Origin of the sequence: Pelomonas sp. V22 (assembly GCF_030014915.1) — a bacterium.
In the GTDB taxonomy this organism is placed as follows: Bacteria; Pseudomonadota; Gammaproteobacteria; order Burkholderiales; family Burkholderiaceae_C; genus JAUASW01.
The window spans coordinates 1-17,184 of record NZ_JAGIXS010000004.1 but is presented as its reverse complement, the minus strand read 5'-3'; the positions used below and the strand labels follow the sequence as shown (position 1 = coordinate 17,184).

Sequence of the window (17,184 nt, the reverse complement as noted above, 5' to 3'; positions counted from 1 at the left end):
CTAACCTCAGGCGGTTGAAACTTGGGGTGCGGTGGCTTCCGTAGCAGCAGAAGCAGCAGAAGCAGCAGCAGCGGACTTGGCCTTGCGGCGCTGGCGCCAGCGCAGCTTGTCCATCACCACATAGACGACCGGCGTGGTGTAGAGCGTCAGGACCTGGCTGAGGATCAGGCCGCCGACGATGGCGATGCCCAGCGGCTGGCGCAACTCGGCGCCGTCGCCCGTGCCCAGGGCCAGTGGCAGGGCGCCGAAGATGGCGGCGAAGGTGGTCATCAGGATGGGCCGCACACGCAGCGAGGCGGCACGGAAGATGGCCGCACCGGCGCCCACGCTGCCGCGCTTTTGCCGCTCGATGGCGAAGTCGATCATCATGATCGCGTTCTTCTTGACGATGCCGATCAGGAGGATCACGCCGATGAAGGCAATGATGCTGAACTCGGTGTTGAACAGCTGCAGCGCCAGCAACGCGCCGACGCCGGCCGAGGGCAGGGTCGAGAGGATGGTCACCGGATGCACCAGGCTCTCGTACAGCATGCCCAGCACCAGGTAGATGCTGATCACGGCCGCCAGTATCAGGATGGGCTGCGAGGACATGGACTGCTGGAACGCATTGGCCGTGCCCGCGAAGGTGCCGCGCACAGAAACCGGCACGCCCAGCTCGGCCATCGCGTTGTTGACGGCCGCCGTGGCATCCGACAGCGAGACATTGGGCGGCAGGTTGAAGCTGATCGTCGAGGCCGGCGCGCCGCCCTGGTGATTGACCGACAGTGGCGTGTTGGTCGTCTCCACCTTGGTGAAGGCGGCCAGCGGCACCTGGGCACCGGTGCGGCTCAGCACATAGAGCTGCTTCAGGGTCTCGGGCCCTTGCAGGTACTCGGGCGCCAGCTCCATCACCACGCGGTACTGGTTCAGCGGGTTGTAGATCACGCCGACCTGGCGCTGGCCGAAGGCGTTGTTCAGCGTGATGTCCAGGTTGCTGACCGTCACGCCCAGGCGGGCGGCGGCTTCACGGTCGATGATGATCGAGGTCTGCAGGCCCTTGTCCTGCTGGTCGGTGTTGACGTCGGTGAGCTCGTTCAGGCGCGACAGCGCGTTGCGCACGCGCGGCTCCCAGGTGCGCAGGTCGTTCAGGTCATCGGCCTGCAGCGTGAACTGGTACTGCGCATTGGCCTGGCGGCCACCGATGCGGATGTCCTGCACCGGCACCATGAAGAGGTTGGCGCCGGGCTCGTGCGAAAGCTGGTTGCGCAGCCGGTCCACCACCTTGTCGGCCGAGACGTCACGCTCGGACAGGGGCTTGAGCGCGATGTAGAAGTTGGCCGAGTTGCGCTGGCCGCCGCCGGTGAAGCCGTTCACGTTGGCCACGGCCGGGTCGGCCATGATGATGGCCATGAACTTGTCGACCCGCTGGCGCATCATCTGGAACGAGCTGCCCTGGTCGGCCTGGACGAAGCCCATCACCACGCCGGTGTCCTGCTGCGGGAAGAAGGTCTTGGGGATGGCGCCGTACAGGTAGATGTTCAGGCCGATCACGCCGGCGAGCGAGAGCAGGGCCACCGGCTGGTGGCGCAGCGTCCAGACGAGCGAGCGGTGGTAGCCGCGCAGCACGGCCTTGTTGAAACGGTTGGCGATGCGGGCCAGGCGACCCGGGGCCTTGCGGGTTTCGTCGCGGGCTTTCAGCAGCGTGGCGGCCATCATCGGCGTCGCGGTCAGCGAGACCAGCATCGACACGAGGATGGCCGAGGACAGCACGACGGCGAACTCGCGGAACAGCCGGCCCACCACGCCACCCATCATCAGGATGGGGATGAAGACGGCAATCAGCGAGAGGCTGATCGAAACCACGGTGAAGCCGATCTCGCGCGCGCCCTTGAGCGCCGCCTCCCGCGGCTTCATGCCCTGCTCGATGTAGCGGCTGATGTTCTCCAGCACCACGATGGCGTCGTCGACAACGAAGCCCGTGGCCACCGTCAGCGCCATCGCCGAGAGGTTGTCGAGGCTGTAGCCGCACAGGTACATCACGCCGAAGGTGCCGCACAGCGACACCGGCACGGCCACGGCCGGCAGGAGCGTGGCGCGCCAGTTGCGCAGGAACAGCAGCACGACCAGGATCACGAGGCCCACCGAGATGGCCATCGCGCGCTCCACCTCCTGCAGCGAGGCGCGGATGGTGGGCGTGCGGTCGCTGACGATCTTCATATCGATCGCCGGCGGGATGGAGGCCTGCAGGCGCGGCAGGATCTCGCGCACGCGCTCAACGGTCTCGATGATGTTGGCGCCCGGTTCCTTCTGCACGAACAGCAGGACCGAGGGCTTGCCGTTGGCGGCGCCGTAGTTGCGGATGTCCTGCACCGAGTCGCTCACGTCGGCCACGTCGCGCAGGCGGATCGAGGCGCCATTGCGGTAGCTCAGCACCACGGGAGCGTAGTCAGCCGCCGTGCGCGCCTGGTCGTTGGCGCCGACCTGCCAGTAGCGGCCGTCTTCCTCGACCGAGCCCTTGGGCCGGTTGGCATTGGTGTTGGTGATGGCCTGGCGAACGGCATCCAGCGAGATGCCGGCCGAGGCCAGCTTGTCGGGGTTGAGCTCCACGCGCACGGCCGGCAGCGCGCCGCCGCCCACGTTCACCTGGCCCACGCCCTTGACCTGGGAGAGCCGCTGCGCGAGCACGGTGGAGGCGGCGTCGTACATCTGGCCGCGCGTCAACGTGGCAGACGTCAACGACAGAATCATGATGGGCGCGTCCGACGGGTTCACCTTGCGGTAGGTCGGATTGCCCGGCATGCCGGTGGGCAGCAGGGTGCGGGCCGCATTGATGGCGGCCTGCACGTCGCGGGCCGCGCCATTGATGTCGCGGCTGAGGTCGAACTGCAAAGTGACGTTGGCCGAGCCCAGCGAGGAGCGCGAGGTGATTTCGGTGACGCCGGCAATGCTGCCGAGCGCCCGCTCAAGCGGCGTGGCCACCGTGGCGGCCATGGTGTCGGGGCTGGCGCCGGGCAGGCCGGCGCTGACCGAGATGGTCGGGAAGTCCACCTGCGGCAGCGGCGCGATCGGCAGCAGCTGAAACGCGAGGATGCCGGCCATGGCGATGCCGGCCGTGATCAGCGAGGTCGCGACCGGCCTGGCGATGAACGGGGCGGAAATGTTCATGGGGCCACTGGCTCCGCACGGCTGGCGCGCCAGGCCTTCCAGCGGTTCAACTGGTTGGCAAAGCCGAGATAGATCACTGGCGTGGTGAACAGCGTCAGCAATTGACTGACGATCAGGCCACCGACCATGGTCACGCCGAGCGGATGGCGCAGCTCATGGCCCACGCCGGTGCCCAGCATCAGCGGCAGGGCGCCGAGCAAGGCCGCCATCGTCGTCATCAGGATGGGGCGGAAGCGCAGGAGGCAGGCCTGGTGGATGGCCGCACGTGGCTCCATGCCCATGTCGCGTTCGGCCTCGAGCGCGAAGTCGATCATCATGATCGCGTTCTTCTTGACGATGCCGATCAAGAGCACGATGCCGATGATGGCCACGATGCCCAGGTCCAGCCGCGCCGCCAGCAGCGCGAGCAGCGCCCCCACGCCGGCCGAGGGCAGGGTGGAGAGGATGGTGATCGGGTGCACGTAGCTCTCATAGAGCACGCCCAGCACGATGTACATGGTCACCACGGCCGCCAGGATCAGCAGCAAGGTGCTGGTCAGCGAGGACTGGAAGGCCTCGGCCGCGCCCTGGAAGCTGGTCTCCACGCTCGGCGGGAAGTCGAGCTCGGCCTGTGCGGCCTTGATCGCCGTGACCGCGTCGCCCAGCGAGGCGCCCGGCGCCAGGTTGAAGGAGATGGTCGCGGCCGGGAACTGGGCCACATGGTTGATGGCCAGTGCGGCAGGCCGCTCGACGATGCGGGCCACCGAGTTCAGCGGCACCTGCACCGTCTGCGTGCCGCCACTGGCGGTGGCACGGCTGCCCGGCACATAGAGCCCTTCGATGGAGCGCGGGCCCTGGCGGAACTCGGGCGCCGCCTCCAGCACCACGCGGTACTGGCTGCTCTGCGTGTAGATGGTCGAGATCAGGCGCTGACCGAAGGCGTTGTAGAGCGCCGTGTCGATGGCCGCCACGCTCACGCCCATGCGGCCGGCAGCCTCGCGGTCGATCTGCAGGTAGGCCTGCAGGCCCTGGTCCTGTAGGTCGCTGGCCACATCAGCCAACTGCGGCAGGGCCTTCAGGCGCGCCAGCAGGGCCTCGGTCGAGTCGCTCAGGTCCTTGGTGTCGGGCGAGCTGAGCAGGAACTGGTACTGCGTCTTGGACACGCGGTCCTCGATCGTCAGGTCCTGCACCGGCTGCATGTAGGCGGTGATGCCGGGCAGCTTGGCGGTGGCTTCGCCGAGGCGCCGGATGATCTCGGTGGCCGAAGCCTTGCGCTCTTCGAAGGGCTTCAGCGTGATCTGCATGCGGCCGGTGCTGAGCGTCGCGTTGGCGCCGTCCACGCCGATGAAGGAGGCCACGTGGTCGACGTCGGCGTCCTTCAGGATGATCTCAGCGAGCTTTTGCTGGCGCGTCGACATGGCCTCGAAGGAACTGCTCTGCGTGGCCTCGGTGATGACCTGGATCAGGCCGGTGTCCTGCAGCGGGAAGAAGCCCTTGGGAACGACCATGTAGAGCAGGGCCGTGAGACCCATGGTCGCCGCGAACACCAGCAAGGTGGCGCGCGGGCGGTCCAGCACCCAGTCCAGTGCACGGCCGTAGGAGGCGATCAGGTTCTCGAACCAGCGGCCGAACCAGTCGCCGAGCTTGGTGTGCTTGTGCTGACTCTCGGGGCGCAGCAGCCGCGCGCTCATCATCGGCGTCAGGGTCAGCGAGACGAAGGCCGAGATCAGGATGGCCACCGCCATCGTGATCGCGAATTCGTGGAACAGCCGGCCCACCACGTCGCCCATGAAGAGCAGCGGGATCAGCACGGCGATCAGCGAGACGGTCAGCGAGATGATGGTGAAGCCGATCTGCTTGGAGCCCTTCAGCGCCGCTTCCATCGGCGAGTCGCCTTCTTCGACGAAGCGGGCGATGTTCTCGATCATCACGATGGCGTCGTCGACCACGAAACCGGTCGAGATGGTCAGGGCCATCAGCGTCAGGTTGTTGATCGAGAAACCGGCCATGTACATCACGCCGAAGGTGCCCACCAGGGACAGCGGCACGGCCACGCTCGGAATCAGCGTCGCGGCGCCGCTGCGCAGGAAGACGAAGATCACCATCACCACGAGGGCGATGGCCAGCAGCAGCTCGAACTGCGTGTCGTCCACCGAGGCGCGGATCGTGGTCGTGCGGTCGGAGATCACCTGCACATCGATCGAGGCGGGGAGCGTGGACTGCAGCTTGGGCAGCAGGGCCTTCACGCGGTCCACCGTCTGGATCACGTTGGCACCGGGCTGGCGCTGCACGTTCAGGATGACGCCGGGCGTGTTGTCGGCCCAGGCGGCGAGGCGCAGGTTCTCGGCGTCGTCGACGATCTCGGCCACGTCCTTCAGGCGCAGCGGGTTGCCGTTCTTCCAGGCGATCACCAGGTTCTGGTATTCGGCGGCGGACTTCAGCTGGTCGTTGGCGTCGATGGTGGACGCGCGCTGCGAGCCGTCGAAGCTGCCCTTGGCCTGGTTGACGTTGGCAGCGGCAATGGCCGAGCGCAGGTCGTCCATCGACAGGCCGAGCGTGGCCAGGGCCTGCGGATTGGCCTGGATGCGCACGGCCGGGCGGCGGCCGCCGGCAATGCTGACGAGGCCCACGCCCTCGACCTGCGAGAGCTTGGGCGCGAGGCGGTTCTCGGCCAGGTCGTGCACCTTCACGACCTGCAGCGAGGGCGAGGTGACGGCAATCGTCAGCACCGGCGCGTCGGCCGGATTGACCTTGCTGTAGACCGGCGGCATCGGCAGGTCGTTCGGCAGCAGGTTGCTGCCGGCATTGATCGCCGCTTGCACTTCCTGTTCGGCCACGTCGAGCGACAGGCCCAGTGAGAAGCGCAGCGTGATCACCGAGGCGCCGCCCGAGCTGCTGGACGTCATCTGGTTCAAGCCGGGCATCTGGCCGAACTGGCGCTCGAGTGGTGCCGTCACCGTGGTCGAGATCACATCGGGGCTGGCGCCGGGGTAGAGGGTCACGACCTGGATGGTCGGGTAGTCCACCTCGGGCAGGGCGGAGAGCGGCAGCAGGCGGTAGGCGAGCATGCCGGCCAGCAGGATGGCCAGCATCAAGAGCGACGTCGCGACCGGGCGCTCGATGAAGGGACGTGAGGGGTTCATCGTCAGGCTACCGCGTCAGTTGCCTGCGGCTTCGCGCTTGGCGCGCTCGGCGCGTCGCTGGGCAATCCAGGCCTCGCGCTCGGCCGGGCTCATCTTCATGAACTTTTCCTGCACATCGGGCGGCAGGCGGTCCAGCCAGGCCGGACGCTCCTCGCCACCGGCGGCGGCGGTCTTGGGCGCGCTGGCACCGCCAGCTGTCGGCTTGCCCGAACGCTCACCACGCGGGGCCGAGGCGCCGGGCATGCCGGGCATGGCACCAGAGGCCGCACCGCTGGCCGCGCCTGGGGCGCCGCCACCACGGCGGCGGCCACCGCCGCTGGCACCCTGGCGCTGGCGCGGATCGGCCGCGATCACCTCGACCTTGGCGCCGTCGCGCAGGCGGTCCACGCCGTCGATCACCACCTTCTCACCGGCTTCCAGCTGGCCCTCGACGGCGATCCAGTCGCCATCGGTGGCGCCCGGCTTCACCACGCGGGTGCTGACCACGTTCTCGGCACTGACCACGTAGACATAGAAGCCCTGCGCGCCGCGCAGCACGGCGGCCTGCGGCACGGCGATGGCCTCGGACTGCGTGTCCAGCTGCAGGCGCACGCTGACGGCCTGGTTCGGGTAGAGGCTGTCGTCGTTGTTCGGGAACAGGGCCTTGAGCTTGATGGTGTCGGTCGACACATCGATCGCGTTGTCGGCCGTGGCCACCTGGCCCTTGGCCAGGAACTTGTTGCCATTGCGGTCCAGCGCCTCGACGAACATCGGCTGCTTGGCGCGCAGCTTGGCATTGATCTGTGGCAGCTGCGACGAGGGCACCGAGAACACCAGGGCAATCGGCCGCGTCTGCGTGATGGTGACGATGCCGGCCGCGTCGCCCGGGCTCACGATGTTGCCGAGGTCGGCTTGCTTCAGGCCCACGCGGCCTGGGATGGGCGCGCTGACCTTGGTGTAGGAGAGCTGCAGCCGCGCACTGTCCACATTGGCCTGATCGGCCTTGACCGTGCCTTCGAGCTGGCGCACCAGGGCTTCCTGCGTGTCGAGCTGCTGCTTGGCGATGGCGTCCTTGGCTAGCAGGTCCTTGTAGCGGGCGAGGTCGATGCGGGCGTTGTCGAGGTTGGCCTTGTCGCGGGCCAGCGTGCCCTCGACCTGGGCCAGCGTGGCCTGCAGCGCACGCGGGTCGATCTGCGCCAGCTGCTGGCCGGCCTTGACCTGCTGGCCTTCGGTGAATTGCAAAGACTGCAGCACGCCGCTGACCTGCGGACGCACGATGGTGGTGTTGGCGGCGGTCATCGTGCCCACGGCGCTGACCATCACGCGGATGTCCTGCTTGCGCACGGTCTGCACCGAAACCGGCTGCACGCGGTTGGCGCCACCGAAGCGGCGTGCGCCTGCGCCGCCGGGACCACCCGGGCCGCCAGGGCCGCTTGCCGCGCTGGCGCCGGAGGCCGGCGCACCGGGCGCTGCGGCGCCGCTGCCGCCCGCCTGTGACTTCGCGCCCCACCAGCCGCCGGCGGCGCCGGCTGCGGCTGCGGCCAATACGGCAACGAGGGTCCAGCCGCGGATAGCGCCGGACTGGCTGCGGGCGGCGGAGCGGGGGCGGGCAATCGGAGTGGGCATGACGTATGGCATGGGCGTTGGATGAATTGTTCTGGGCAATGCCATATGGGCCCGCTCTCGCTAGGAGGCGGGCGGCAAAGCTGTAAGCGGATGTGGGCGACTCTACCTGGGGCAGAGCCGCCGGAGCTTGGCTGCTATGAAAAGTAGCGCAAAGCTGGGTGCCCCATGGGCCGCCGGGAGGCGCTCAGGGGCGTTTCCCGGGCGTGCCGGGCGATCTGCGCGCGCCGGGCGTCAGTCGATCAGCGCAGCGCGGGTCGGCCGGGGCTGGGGCGCCATCGGCGGCGCTTGCGGTGCTTCGTTCAGGCGCAGGAACTTGAAGCCGGCGAGGCTGGCCTTGTTCTGCCCGGCATTGCGGGCATCGCGTTCGGCCATGCGGGCGATGAAGCCCTGCAGCGACTCCTCGCGCACCTGAGGCTCGGCCGAGTGCAGGATGTGGCGGCTGCCATCGCTGCCCAGCACGATCAGGCCCACGTGCGAGGCCCAGTAGCCGCCGTCCTTGCCCGAGATCACGTTGACGAAGTCGCCCTCCTGCAGGCCGGCCTCGACCTGGGCCACGGCCTCCTTGGGCACGAAGACATCGTCGAACTGCTGGACCGGGATCTCGCGCTCGATCTTGAACTGCTTCTTCAGGAAGGCCTTGCGGTCGATGCGCTGGCGGTAGGCCTGGGCGTGCTCGCCGGCCAGCTCCTTGGTGATGTCGGTCACCAGCCAGCTGTTGGCCGGATTCCAGTCGGCTTCGGTGTAGTGGTTGCGCGTGGCCGCGCCGATCACGCCGTCGCGGTAGCGGATGCGCTGCAGCACCCAGAAGAATTCTTCCCAGGAGGCGGAGAGCGCCATCGCATAGACATGCTCGACGAAGACCACGCAATCGCTCTTGGTCAGGTCGAACAGCGGCTGGGCGTCGTAGGTCTCGTAGGGGAACTCACCCAGCAGGTAGAGCTCGTAGGGCTGGCCGATGTTCTTGCGCGCCAGGGCCGCCACGCGCTGGCGAAGCAGGGGCTGGTCCAGCTGCTGCCAGGCCAGGAAGCGGCCCAGCTCGGCCGGCTGCATGCGGTGCCAGGGCTTGTTCAGCATCTCACCCAGCTGCGCGGGCGGCAGGGCCACGCGGCGGGCGGCCTCGAGCTGCGCCGCCGTGGGCTCCACGCGGGGCGCGGCGGGTGTTGCGGGCGGCGTCTGGTGGGCGCAGCCTGCAAGTATCAGCAGGCCGAGGGCTGCGGCGAGGGCGGTGGTTTTCATCGCGGCAGTGTCATGCAAGCCGCGAGTGCCGGCCATGAGAACTCATGGCCCGGCCATAACCGGGAGGTCAGGCCGAGGATCAGCTCTCGGCCAGCAACTGCTCGACCAGGCCGTGCAGCGCCGCGAAGTCGGGCTCGCCCACGTACTTCTTGACGATCTCGCCGCGCTTGTTGATCAGGAAGGTGGTGGGCGTCAGCTGCACCTTGCCGAAGGCTTGCGCCACGGCTCCGGTGTTGTCGATGGCCACGCCGAAGGGCAGCTTGCGGCTCTCGGCAAAGCTGGCCACGAAGGCCGGCGGGTCGTAGCTCATGGCCACGGCCACGGTGTCGAAGCCACGGGCCTTGAACTTCTCGTGCGTGGCGATGACTTGCGGCATCTCATGCACGCAGGTCGTGCAGCTGGTGGCCCAGAAGTTCACCAGCATCACCTTGCCCGCCCATTGCGCGGTGTTGACCTTGCTGCCGTCCAGCAGCACATAGTCGACCTGCGGTGCGCGCTCCTTCACGAGCAGGCTGCGGTAGGCGAGCAGGCTGCCCACGGCCAGCACGGCGATCAGCAGCAGGGGAGCGAGGAATCGGGGCAGCTTCATGGGCGCCAAGTCTATGCGCTGCGCGCGCAAAGCGTGTTCAGAGGGATTTGGAGAACTCGAACAGCAGGATGGACGGCAGGGCATCGACCAGGTGCTTGCGCGACACCCGAGCGATGCCGTCGGCGGTGGCGGTGGAGAGCTGGGTGATGTGCTCTTCGTCCAGCACCTCGATGAAGCTGAACGGCGGCACCTCGCGCAGGATCTCGCTGCGCAGCTCGTCCAGCGCCTCACCGCGCGTGGCCGCCTCGTAGACGATGCCGTGAGGCAGGCCTTCCTGGCAGAACTGGGCGGCCTCGTCGACGGTGCCGACCATGTCGATGATCAGGCCCATGTGGCGCACGGCGTCCTGCAGCTGGTTGCGCAGCTCGCGGCGCGGCGTGATCACGAGCAAGTGGCTGCCGGCCAGCGGCTTGGAATTGGCCGAAGGATGGAAGTCGCGCGAGCTGGGCTCGGCTGGCGCCAGCGGCGCTTCAGCGGAAGCGAGGCCTGGCTCGTCGCCCACGGTGTGCGGGAATTCCAGCGTCAAGACCGTGATGCCGGCCTCGTCCTCGCGCAGCGGCAGGATGCCCATGGTCAGCGCGGTCTGCTCGACCAGGCGCCAGGCCAGCGAGTCGAGCCGGCTCGGCTGCTCGGCGGCGGCGCGGGCGTCATTGATGAGCTCCAGCGAGCGGTGGGCAAAGCGGCAGCTCAGCCGCGCCTTGGCCGGCCAGGAGCTCAGCTCCAGGCGCAGGTCGATGGAGGAATGCGTGCTGGATAGGGCCCAGTCCATCAGCGCATTGAGCAGGGAGAACAAGAGGGCGCCATCGCCCATGATCTCGATGGGCTTCAGCGCCTGGCGCACCTGGATGCCGCGCGCCTGGGTCTCACGGCTGCGATGGGCCAGCACGCTGCGCAGCACTTGCGTGAGATGCAGGCGCTCGCGTGACAGGCGCAGCCGCCCCGAGGCCAGGCGGGCCAGCTGCTGGCCCACCATGCCGGATTCGCGCGCCTGGGCCACGCTTTCGCGCAGCGCCCGCAGGCTCTGGCGGTCGATCTGGCCGGTACTGATCAGGTTGTGGATGCGCTCCAGCGCGCTGCTCAGCGGGCCGGCGATCTCTGCCCCGAGCTGCTGCACGATGTCCGCCCACTGGGCATGGCTCGGCCCCTGCAGCACATCATTGGCTGCAGCCGGCGGAGCGAGCGGCGGTGTCGGCGGTTGGCTGGGCATGAATTGGGTCAGCGACCCTCGAAGGGCTGAATTTGTAACAAGGATCGGTTTTGGGCCGCATGGTCCCGGTTGCCCCCGGGAGCGTCCATCCCCCGTCCCCGGGGGCGATTCACAGAGCGCACCGAAGTGGTCTTCAGCCTGCGCAATCGGTCACGCTTTTGCGGCGATCTCCAGCAGGGCGGCACTCAAATGAAGGGGGGCGCTGACCATGGCGTCGTGGCCCGTGGCGATCTCGCGGACCTGCCAGCCGGGCTGCTCACGCACCCGCTGGCGGGCCACGGCGATGGTGGCGAGGGCGGGTTGGTTGCAGTCTATGAAGTGGCGCGGCAGGCGGGCCCAACGTGCTTCGTCGAAATGCAGCGGGTCGTCGTAGACGCCACCCGGGTGCGGCGTCTGGCGGCGCTCCACCCAGTCCGCGTCCTCGGCCTCCAGCCCGAAGAGGCTGGGCGGCGCGGCCGGGATGCAGCCCTGCTCGGCGATGGCGGCCCGGCGCTGCGCCTGGGTCTCGGGCGCATGGCGGCTGGACCAGGACTCGCCGCTCAGCGGCACGACTGCGTCCAGATAGACCAGGGCCGCGAGGCGCTCGTGCACCTGGTCGGCCACGCCGGTGATCACCATGCCGGCATAGCTGTGGCCGACCAGGATGGCCTCGTGCAGCTCCTCGGCCACGATCACGGCGCGCACGTCGGCAATGTGGGTGGCGAGCCGGATGTCCGGGCTCAGCTGATGGGCCCGCTCGCCGACGCCACTGAGGCTCACCGCAAAGGCGCGATGGCCGGCCGCCCACAGCGCGGGCAGCACGCGCTTCCAGCACCAGGCGCCATGCCAGGCACCATGAACCAGGACGAAATCGCTCATGACACGACCTTCCGCGCCCGCAGGGCCTGGACCTCGTCGTCCGACAAGCCGAATTCCGCCAGCAACTCGGCCGTGTGCTGGCCCAGCAGCGGCGGCGCATGCCGGTACTGCACCGGCGTGGCCGAGAGCTTGATGGGGCTGGCGACCAGACGCAGTCGGTCGCTCAAGGGGTGGTCCATCGCCACCGTCATCTCGCGGGCCTGGACCTGCGGATCGGCAAAGGCTTCGGCCAGGTTGTTGATCGCGCCGCAGGGCACCTTGGCAGCCTCCAGCGCGGCCAGCCAGTCGGCGCGCGGCCGGGTCTTGATGGCGGCGGCGATCTCGGGCACCAGCAGCTCGCGGTTGCGCACGCGGTCGGCATTGCGGGCGAAGCGCGGGTCTTGCGCCCAGTCGGGCCGGCCGGCGATCTCGCCGAACTTGGCGAACTGGCCGTCGTTGCCCACGGCCAGGATCAGGTGGCCGTCGCTGCACTCGAACACCTGGTAGGGCACGATGTTCTGGTGGGCATTGCCTATGCGGCCCGGCGCCTTGCCGGTGCAGAGGTAGTTGCTGCCCAGGTTGGCCAGCATGGCCAGCTGGGTGTCCAAGAGGGCCATGTCGATCACCTGGCCCTGGCCGGTGGCGTCGCGGTGGCGCAGCGCGGCCAGGATGGCCACGGTGGCATAGAGGCCGGTGAACAGGTCGGCCACGGCCACCCCCACTTTCTGAGGGCCGCCGCCGGGCAGATCGTCGCGCTCGCCGGTTACGCTCATCAGGCCGCCCATGCCCTGGATCGCATAGTCGTAGCCGGCGCGCTCGCGGTAGGGGCCGGTCTGGCCGAAGCCGGTGATGGAGCACACGACCAGGCCCGGATTCTGGGCCCGCAGCGTTTCGGCATCGAGGCCGTAGCGGGCCAGGTCGCCGACTTTGAAGTTCTCGACCAGCACGTCGCATTGCGCCGCCAGTCGCTTGATCAAGACCTGACCCTCGGTGCTGGCGATGTCGATGGCGATGGAGCGCTTGTTGCGGTTGGCGCCCAGGTAGTAGGCGGCCTCGCTGGTGTCCTGGCCGTCGGCATCCTTCAGATAAGGCGGGCCCCAGCTGCGGGTGTCGTCGCCGCCGCCGGGGCGCTCGACCTTGATCACGTCGGCGCCCAGGTCGGCCAGGGTCTGGGTGCACCAGGGGCCGGCCAACACGCGGGAGAGATCGAGGATGCGCACGCCGGCCAAGGCTTGGGGCGGGAGGGGAGAGATCGTCATGGCGGCGATTGTGCGGCAGCGGCCCTCGATAATCGGGCGATGCCGATTGCCCTGCGCCTGCCCCCGCCCCTTGTGGCCCTCGCGGCCCTCGCGTTCCTTTCTCTGGCCGCCTGCTCGCCCAGCCTCAACTGGCGGGAGGTGCGGCCCGAGGGCACGGACCTGGTGCTGATGTTTCCCTGCAAGCCCGAGCAGCAGACCCGCGCCCTGGAGGCGCCCGGTGCGCCCACCACGGCTCGCATGGGCCTGGCCCGCTGCGAGGCGGCGGAACTGGGCTTCAGCCTGTCATGGTCCGACGTGCCGGCCCCGGCCCAGCTGACGCCCTCGCTCAAGCAGATGCGCGAAGCCGTGGTGGCCGGGTTGAAGCTGCCGGTGGCCGAGTCTGAAGCCCTGCAACTGGCAGGCATGACGCCCAGCCCCGAGGCGCTGGTTCTGGCCCTCGGTCAGCCCGGAGCCAAGGGTTCGCACGGCCGCGTCGCGGTGTTCGCGCGGGGCTTGCGGGTCTACCAGCTGATGATGCTGGGGCCGCGCGAGGACCGCCCGGCCTGGGAGGGTTTTCTGGGCTCGCTGCAGTTGGTCGAACGCCAGGCTCGATAATCCGGCGCATGACCCACCTGCTCCTGATCGCCCATGCACCGCTGGCCTCGGCCCTGCGGGATGTGGCCCAGCACACCTTCCCGAGCTGCGCGCCGCAGCTGACCGTGCTGGACGTCGAGCCGCAGATGTCGGCCGACGACGTGGAGCGCAGCGCCCGGGCCCTGCTGGCCGTTGCTGGGGCCGAGGACGTGCTGGTGCTGACCGACGTCTTCGGCGCCACACCCAGCAATGCCGCCCAGCGCCTGCTCGGCGAGCATGTACGCATGGTCAGCGGCGTCAACGTGCCCATGCTGTGGCGCACGCTTTGCTATGCGGCCGAGCCGCTGGAGGCGCTGGCCCAGCGCGCCATCGAGGGCGGCGGCCGCGGCATCGCCCCGGTGGCGCCCATCGTTCCGGAAACCCCCTGAAGTCACTGAGGAAGCCTGACTGCCGATGATCAAAACCACGCTCACCATCAGCAACAAGCTGGGCCTGCATGCCCGCGCCTCGGCCAAGCTGACCAAGCTGGCCAGCAGTTTTCAGTGCGAAGTTTTCATGAGCCGCGGCACGCGCCGCGTCAATGCCAAGAGCATCATGGGCGTGATGATGCTGGCCGCCGGCCTCGGCTCCCAGGTCGAGCTGGAAACCGAAGGCCCGGACGAGCAGGCCGCGCAGGACCAGATCACGGCCTTGGTGAACGACAAGTTCGGCGAAGGTCAGTAAACCGCCCTTTGTGAAAGTCAGTGATCTGACCCTTGGCGAAGGGTAGCAAGCCCTCCTCCTCGAATCACTCGCCGAGGAAGTGCCGGCGATAGCGGGCCGGCAGCTCGGAGATGCGCATCATCAGCGGCAGGTCGGCCGTGTTGAAGTCCGGATCCCAGGCCGGTGCGCCCAGCACCCGCGCGCCGCAGCGCAGATAGCCCTTGATCAGCGGCGGCGGATCGGCATCCAGGCTCTGGTCCAGCTCGTTCACCGGCAGGGCCAGGCGAGGCAGGACCTGCCATTCGGGCGCGGCCAGGTGGCTTTGCGACAAGCGCTTCCACAGGCTCGCCGCGTAGTGGCCGCCATCGCGCATGCTGACGCTGGCGCAGCCGATCATGGTGTCCAGGTCATTGCGCTGCATGAATTCACCCAGCGCGGCCCACAAGGTCATGATGACGCCGCCCGCCCGGTGATCCGGATGCACGCAGGAGCGGCCCAGCTCGACCATGCGCGAGCGCAGCGGCGCCAGCGGCGACAAATCGAATTCGGTCTCGCTGTAGAGCCCGCCAGCCCGGCGGGCCGCATCGGGTGTCAGCACGCGGTAGGTGCCAATCACCATGCCCGGGCGGCCGTTGGCCTCTACCGTGCGGACCAGCAGGTGCTCGCAGAAGGCGTCGAAGCGGTCCACGTCGAAGCCGGCCGGCGTGCCAGGCGGCGGCGACAGCTGGGCCCCCATCTCGCCGACGAAGACCTGGTAGCGCAGCGCCTGCGCCTGGCTCAGGTCTTCCTGGGTACGGGCCCAGGCCACATCAAGCCGAGGCGCTGCAGCAGTTTGCGGCATCGCTGCTGGAAGTGACCTCCGGTCCGCGCTGTTCAGCTCGGCAAAGGGCAGGGTGGGCAGGGGCAGATCTCGCATGGCAGGCCTGTTGGTGGCTGAGATGGCGTCATGCTCGGTGTGCGCAGTGACGAGCTTGTGACCAGCCAGTGACGCGGCGGTGACGCCCCGCGCTGCTACATTCGCCGCATGAGCTTTCAGGTCTTCGGCATTCCGGTTTCTCGCGGCGTGGCCATCGGCCGGGCCGTGCTCGTGGCGTCCAGCCGCCTCGATGTGGCGCATTACTTCATCGATGAAGCCGGCGTAGAAGCCGAGATCGCCCGCTGCCTGCGCGCCCGCGACGAGGTGGCACGCGAACTGTCTGCACTGAAGACGGACCTGCCCGAGGACGCACCCCATGAGTTGGCGGCCCTGCTGGACGTCCATCTGATGCTGCTGCACGACGAAGCGCTGACCGGCGCCACCAAGCAGTGGATCGTCGAGCGCCACTACAACGCCGAATGGGCGCTTTCGGCCCAACTCGAGGTGCTGGCCCGCCAGTTCGACGAGATGGAGGACGACTACCTGCGTGAGCGCAAGGCCGACCTGGAACAGGTGGTCGAACGCATCCTCGATGCGCTGGCGGCGGAGCAGGGCGATGCGCCGCGCGGCGCCGCCAGCGTGACCCAGCGCGACTTCGCCGGTGAAGATCCGCTGCTGCTGGTGGCTGCCGACATCGCGCCGGCCGACATGCTGCAGTTCAAGCGTAGCGTCTTCCACGGCTTCATCACCGATATCGGCGGCAAGACTTCGCACACGGCCATCGTGGCCCGCAGCCTGGACATCCCGGCGGTCGTCGGCACCCGCGAAGCCAGCCGGCTGATACGCCAGGACGACTGGGTCATCATCGATGGTGATTCGGGCCTGGTCATCGTGGATCCCTCGCCTATCGTGCTGGAGGAATATCGCTTCCGTCAGCGCCAGAGCGAACTCGAACGGGCCAGGCTGGCGCGGCTGCGGCACACGCCGGCTGTGACCATGGATGGCGAGCGCATCGAGCTGCATGCCAATATCGAGCTGCCTGCCGATGCTGAGGCTGCTGTGACGGCTGGCGCCACTGGCGTCGGCCTGTTCCGCAGCGAGTTCCTGTTCATGAACCGGGACGGCGAACTGCCCAGCGAAGACGAACAATTCGAGGCCTACAAGGCCGCCGTCGAGGCGATGCGCGGCATGCCGGTGACCATTCGCACCGTAGATATAGGCGCCGACAAGCCGCTGGACCGCATGAGCGCCAATGAGCTGCGCCATGAGCATGTGCTCAACCCGGCCATGGGCCTGCGCGCCATCCGCTGGAGCCTGGCCGAGCCCAGCATGTTCCGTCAGCAGCTGCGCGCCATCTACCGCGCCAGTGCCTTCGGCAAGATCCGGCTGCTGATACCCATGGTGGCCCACCTCGGCGAGGTCCGGCAGATCCTGGAAGCGATCAAGCGGGTCCAGCAGCAGCTCAATGAATCAGGCCATGCGTATACCAAGGTGGACCTGGGCGTGATGATCGAGATCCCGGCGGCGGCCGTGATGCTGCCGCTACTGCTGAAGCATGTGGACTTCGTCTCCATAGGCACGAACGACCTGATCCAATACACCTTGGCCATTGACCGAGCTGACGAGGCGGTGGCTCATCTGTATGACCCCTGGCATCCTGCGGTGTTGCAGCTGATTGCCTCTTCGATTGCGCAGGCGCGCGCTGCTGGCAAGTCGGTCAGCGTCTGCGGCGAGATGGCCGGCGACCCGGCGTTTACCGATCTGCTGTTGGCCATGGGCTTGCGCAGCTTCTCCATGCACCCCGCGCAGATCCCATCCGTGAAGCAGCGCGTCCTGCGAGCGGACAGTGCCAAGCTGGCCGGTGTCCTGCCCGCCATCCTCGCTAGCGAGGACCCGCAAGAGACCGCGCGGCTGGCGCTCGGTGTTGGCTCGGCTGGAGCTGGAAGAACTTTTCACTGAGAACTTCTTCGGCACCCCAAAATCTTGTGCTACAGTCGTGGGCTTCGCTGCTGAGAGCGGCGCTTCAAGACGAAGCGCAAGTTCGGGCGGTGGAG

General features: G+C 68.3%; 13 protein-coding genes. 4 read left to right on the top strand and 9 right to left on the bottom strand.

The genetic code is table 11. The features are described from left to right. Positions 1-6: 6 nt before the first annotated feature. The 8 genes from J7U46_RS14315 to J7U46_RS14280 form a co-directional block, all read right to left on the bottom strand. Positions 7-3,144, bottom strand: coding sequence for a multidrug efflux RND transporter permease subunit (locus J7U46_RS14315; protein ID WP_282826953.1), 3,138 nt, complete (start codon positions 3,142-3,144; stop codon positions 7-9). Beyond that, entirely contained in the window at positions 3,141-6,266 is a 3,126-nt protein-coding gene (locus tag J7U46_RS14310) for an MdtB/MuxB family multidrug efflux RND transporter permease subunit (protein ID WP_282826951.1), read from the bottom strand. The genes J7U46_RS14315 and J7U46_RS14310 overlap by 4 nt, the downstream gene beginning before the upstream one ends. Before the next feature lie 15 nt (positions 6,267-6,281). Beyond that, entirely contained in the window at positions 6,282-7,871 is a 1,590-nt protein-coding gene (locus tag J7U46_RS14305) for an MdtA/MuxA family multidrug efflux RND transporter periplasmic adaptor subunit (protein WP_282826949.1), read from the bottom strand. 231 nt (positions 7,872-8,102) lie between these two features. After that, entirely contained in the window at positions 8,103-9,107 is a 1,005-nt protein-coding gene (locus tag J7U46_RS14300) for an N-acetylmuramoyl-L-alanine amidase-like domain-containing protein (RefSeq protein ID WP_282826947.1), read from the bottom strand. 79 nt (positions 9,108-9,186) lie between these two features. Beyond that, positions 9,187-9,696 carry a TlpA disulfide reductase family protein gene (locus tag J7U46_RS14295; protein WP_282826945.1) on the bottom strand — a complete coding sequence of 170 codons (510 nt, stop codon included), beginning with the start codon at positions 9,694-9,696 and terminating at the stop codon, positions 9,187-9,189. Positions 9,697-9,733: 37 nt separating this feature from the next. Beyond that, positions 9,734-10,903, bottom strand: coding sequence for a hypothetical protein (locus J7U46_RS14290; RefSeq protein ID WP_282826943.1), 1,170 nt, complete (start codon positions 10,901-10,903; stop codon positions 9,734-9,736). A gap of 150 nt (positions 10,904-11,053) precedes the next feature. Then, a complete protein-coding gene (locus J7U46_RS14285; protein WP_282826940.1) occupies positions 11,054-11,761 on the bottom strand; it encodes an alpha/beta hydrolase family protein in 708 nt (235 codons plus the stop codon). After that, complete coding sequence (locus J7U46_RS14280; RefSeq protein WP_282826937.1) at positions 11,758-12,999, bottom strand: CaiB/BaiF CoA-transferase family protein; 1,242 nt, start codon at positions 12,997-12,999, stop codon at positions 11,758-11,760. The genes J7U46_RS14285 and J7U46_RS14280 overlap by 4 nt, the downstream gene beginning before the upstream one ends. 39 nt (positions 13,000-13,038) lie before the next feature. On the opposite strand from J7U46_RS14280, the gene J7U46_RS14275 reads away from it, so the two are divergent. Genes J7U46_RS14275 through J7U46_RS14265 form a run of 3 tightly spaced genes read left to right on the top strand, consistent with a single transcriptional unit; the run spans position 13,039 to position 14,295 of the window. Then, positions 13,039-13,593: a hypothetical protein gene (locus J7U46_RS14275; RefSeq protein WP_282826934.1), complete on the top strand. Its 555-nt coding sequence runs from the start codon at positions 13,039-13,041 to the stop codon at positions 13,591-13,593. An 8-nt stretch (positions 13,594-13,601) separates the two neighbouring features. Then, entirely contained in the window at positions 13,602-14,000 is a 399-nt protein-coding gene (locus tag J7U46_RS14270) for a PTS fructose transporter subunit IIA (RefSeq protein ID WP_282826932.1), read from the top strand. 25 nt (positions 14,001-14,025) lie between these two features. After that, positions 14,026-14,295 carry an HPr family phosphocarrier protein gene (locus tag J7U46_RS14265; protein WP_282826930.1) on the top strand — a complete coding sequence of 90 codons (270 nt, stop codon included), beginning with the start codon at positions 14,026-14,028 and terminating at the stop codon, positions 14,293-14,295. Between the two features lie 64 nt (positions 14,296-14,359). On the opposite strand, the gene J7U46_RS14260 is transcribed toward J7U46_RS14265, so the two are convergent. After that, a complete protein-coding gene (locus J7U46_RS14260; protein ID WP_282826928.1) occupies positions 14,360-15,190 on the bottom strand; it encodes a GNAT family N-acyltransferase in 831 nt (276 codons plus the stop codon). Between the two features lie 108 nt (positions 15,191-15,298). Between J7U46_RS14260 and ptsP the strand changes: the two genes are divergently transcribed. Further along, positions 15,299-17,089: a phosphoenolpyruvate--protein phosphotransferase gene (gene ptsP, locus J7U46_RS14255; RefSeq protein WP_282826926.1), complete on the top strand. Its 1,791-nt coding sequence runs from the start codon at positions 15,299-15,301 to the stop codon at positions 17,087-17,089. Positions 17,090-17,184 lie beyond the last annotated feature (95 nt).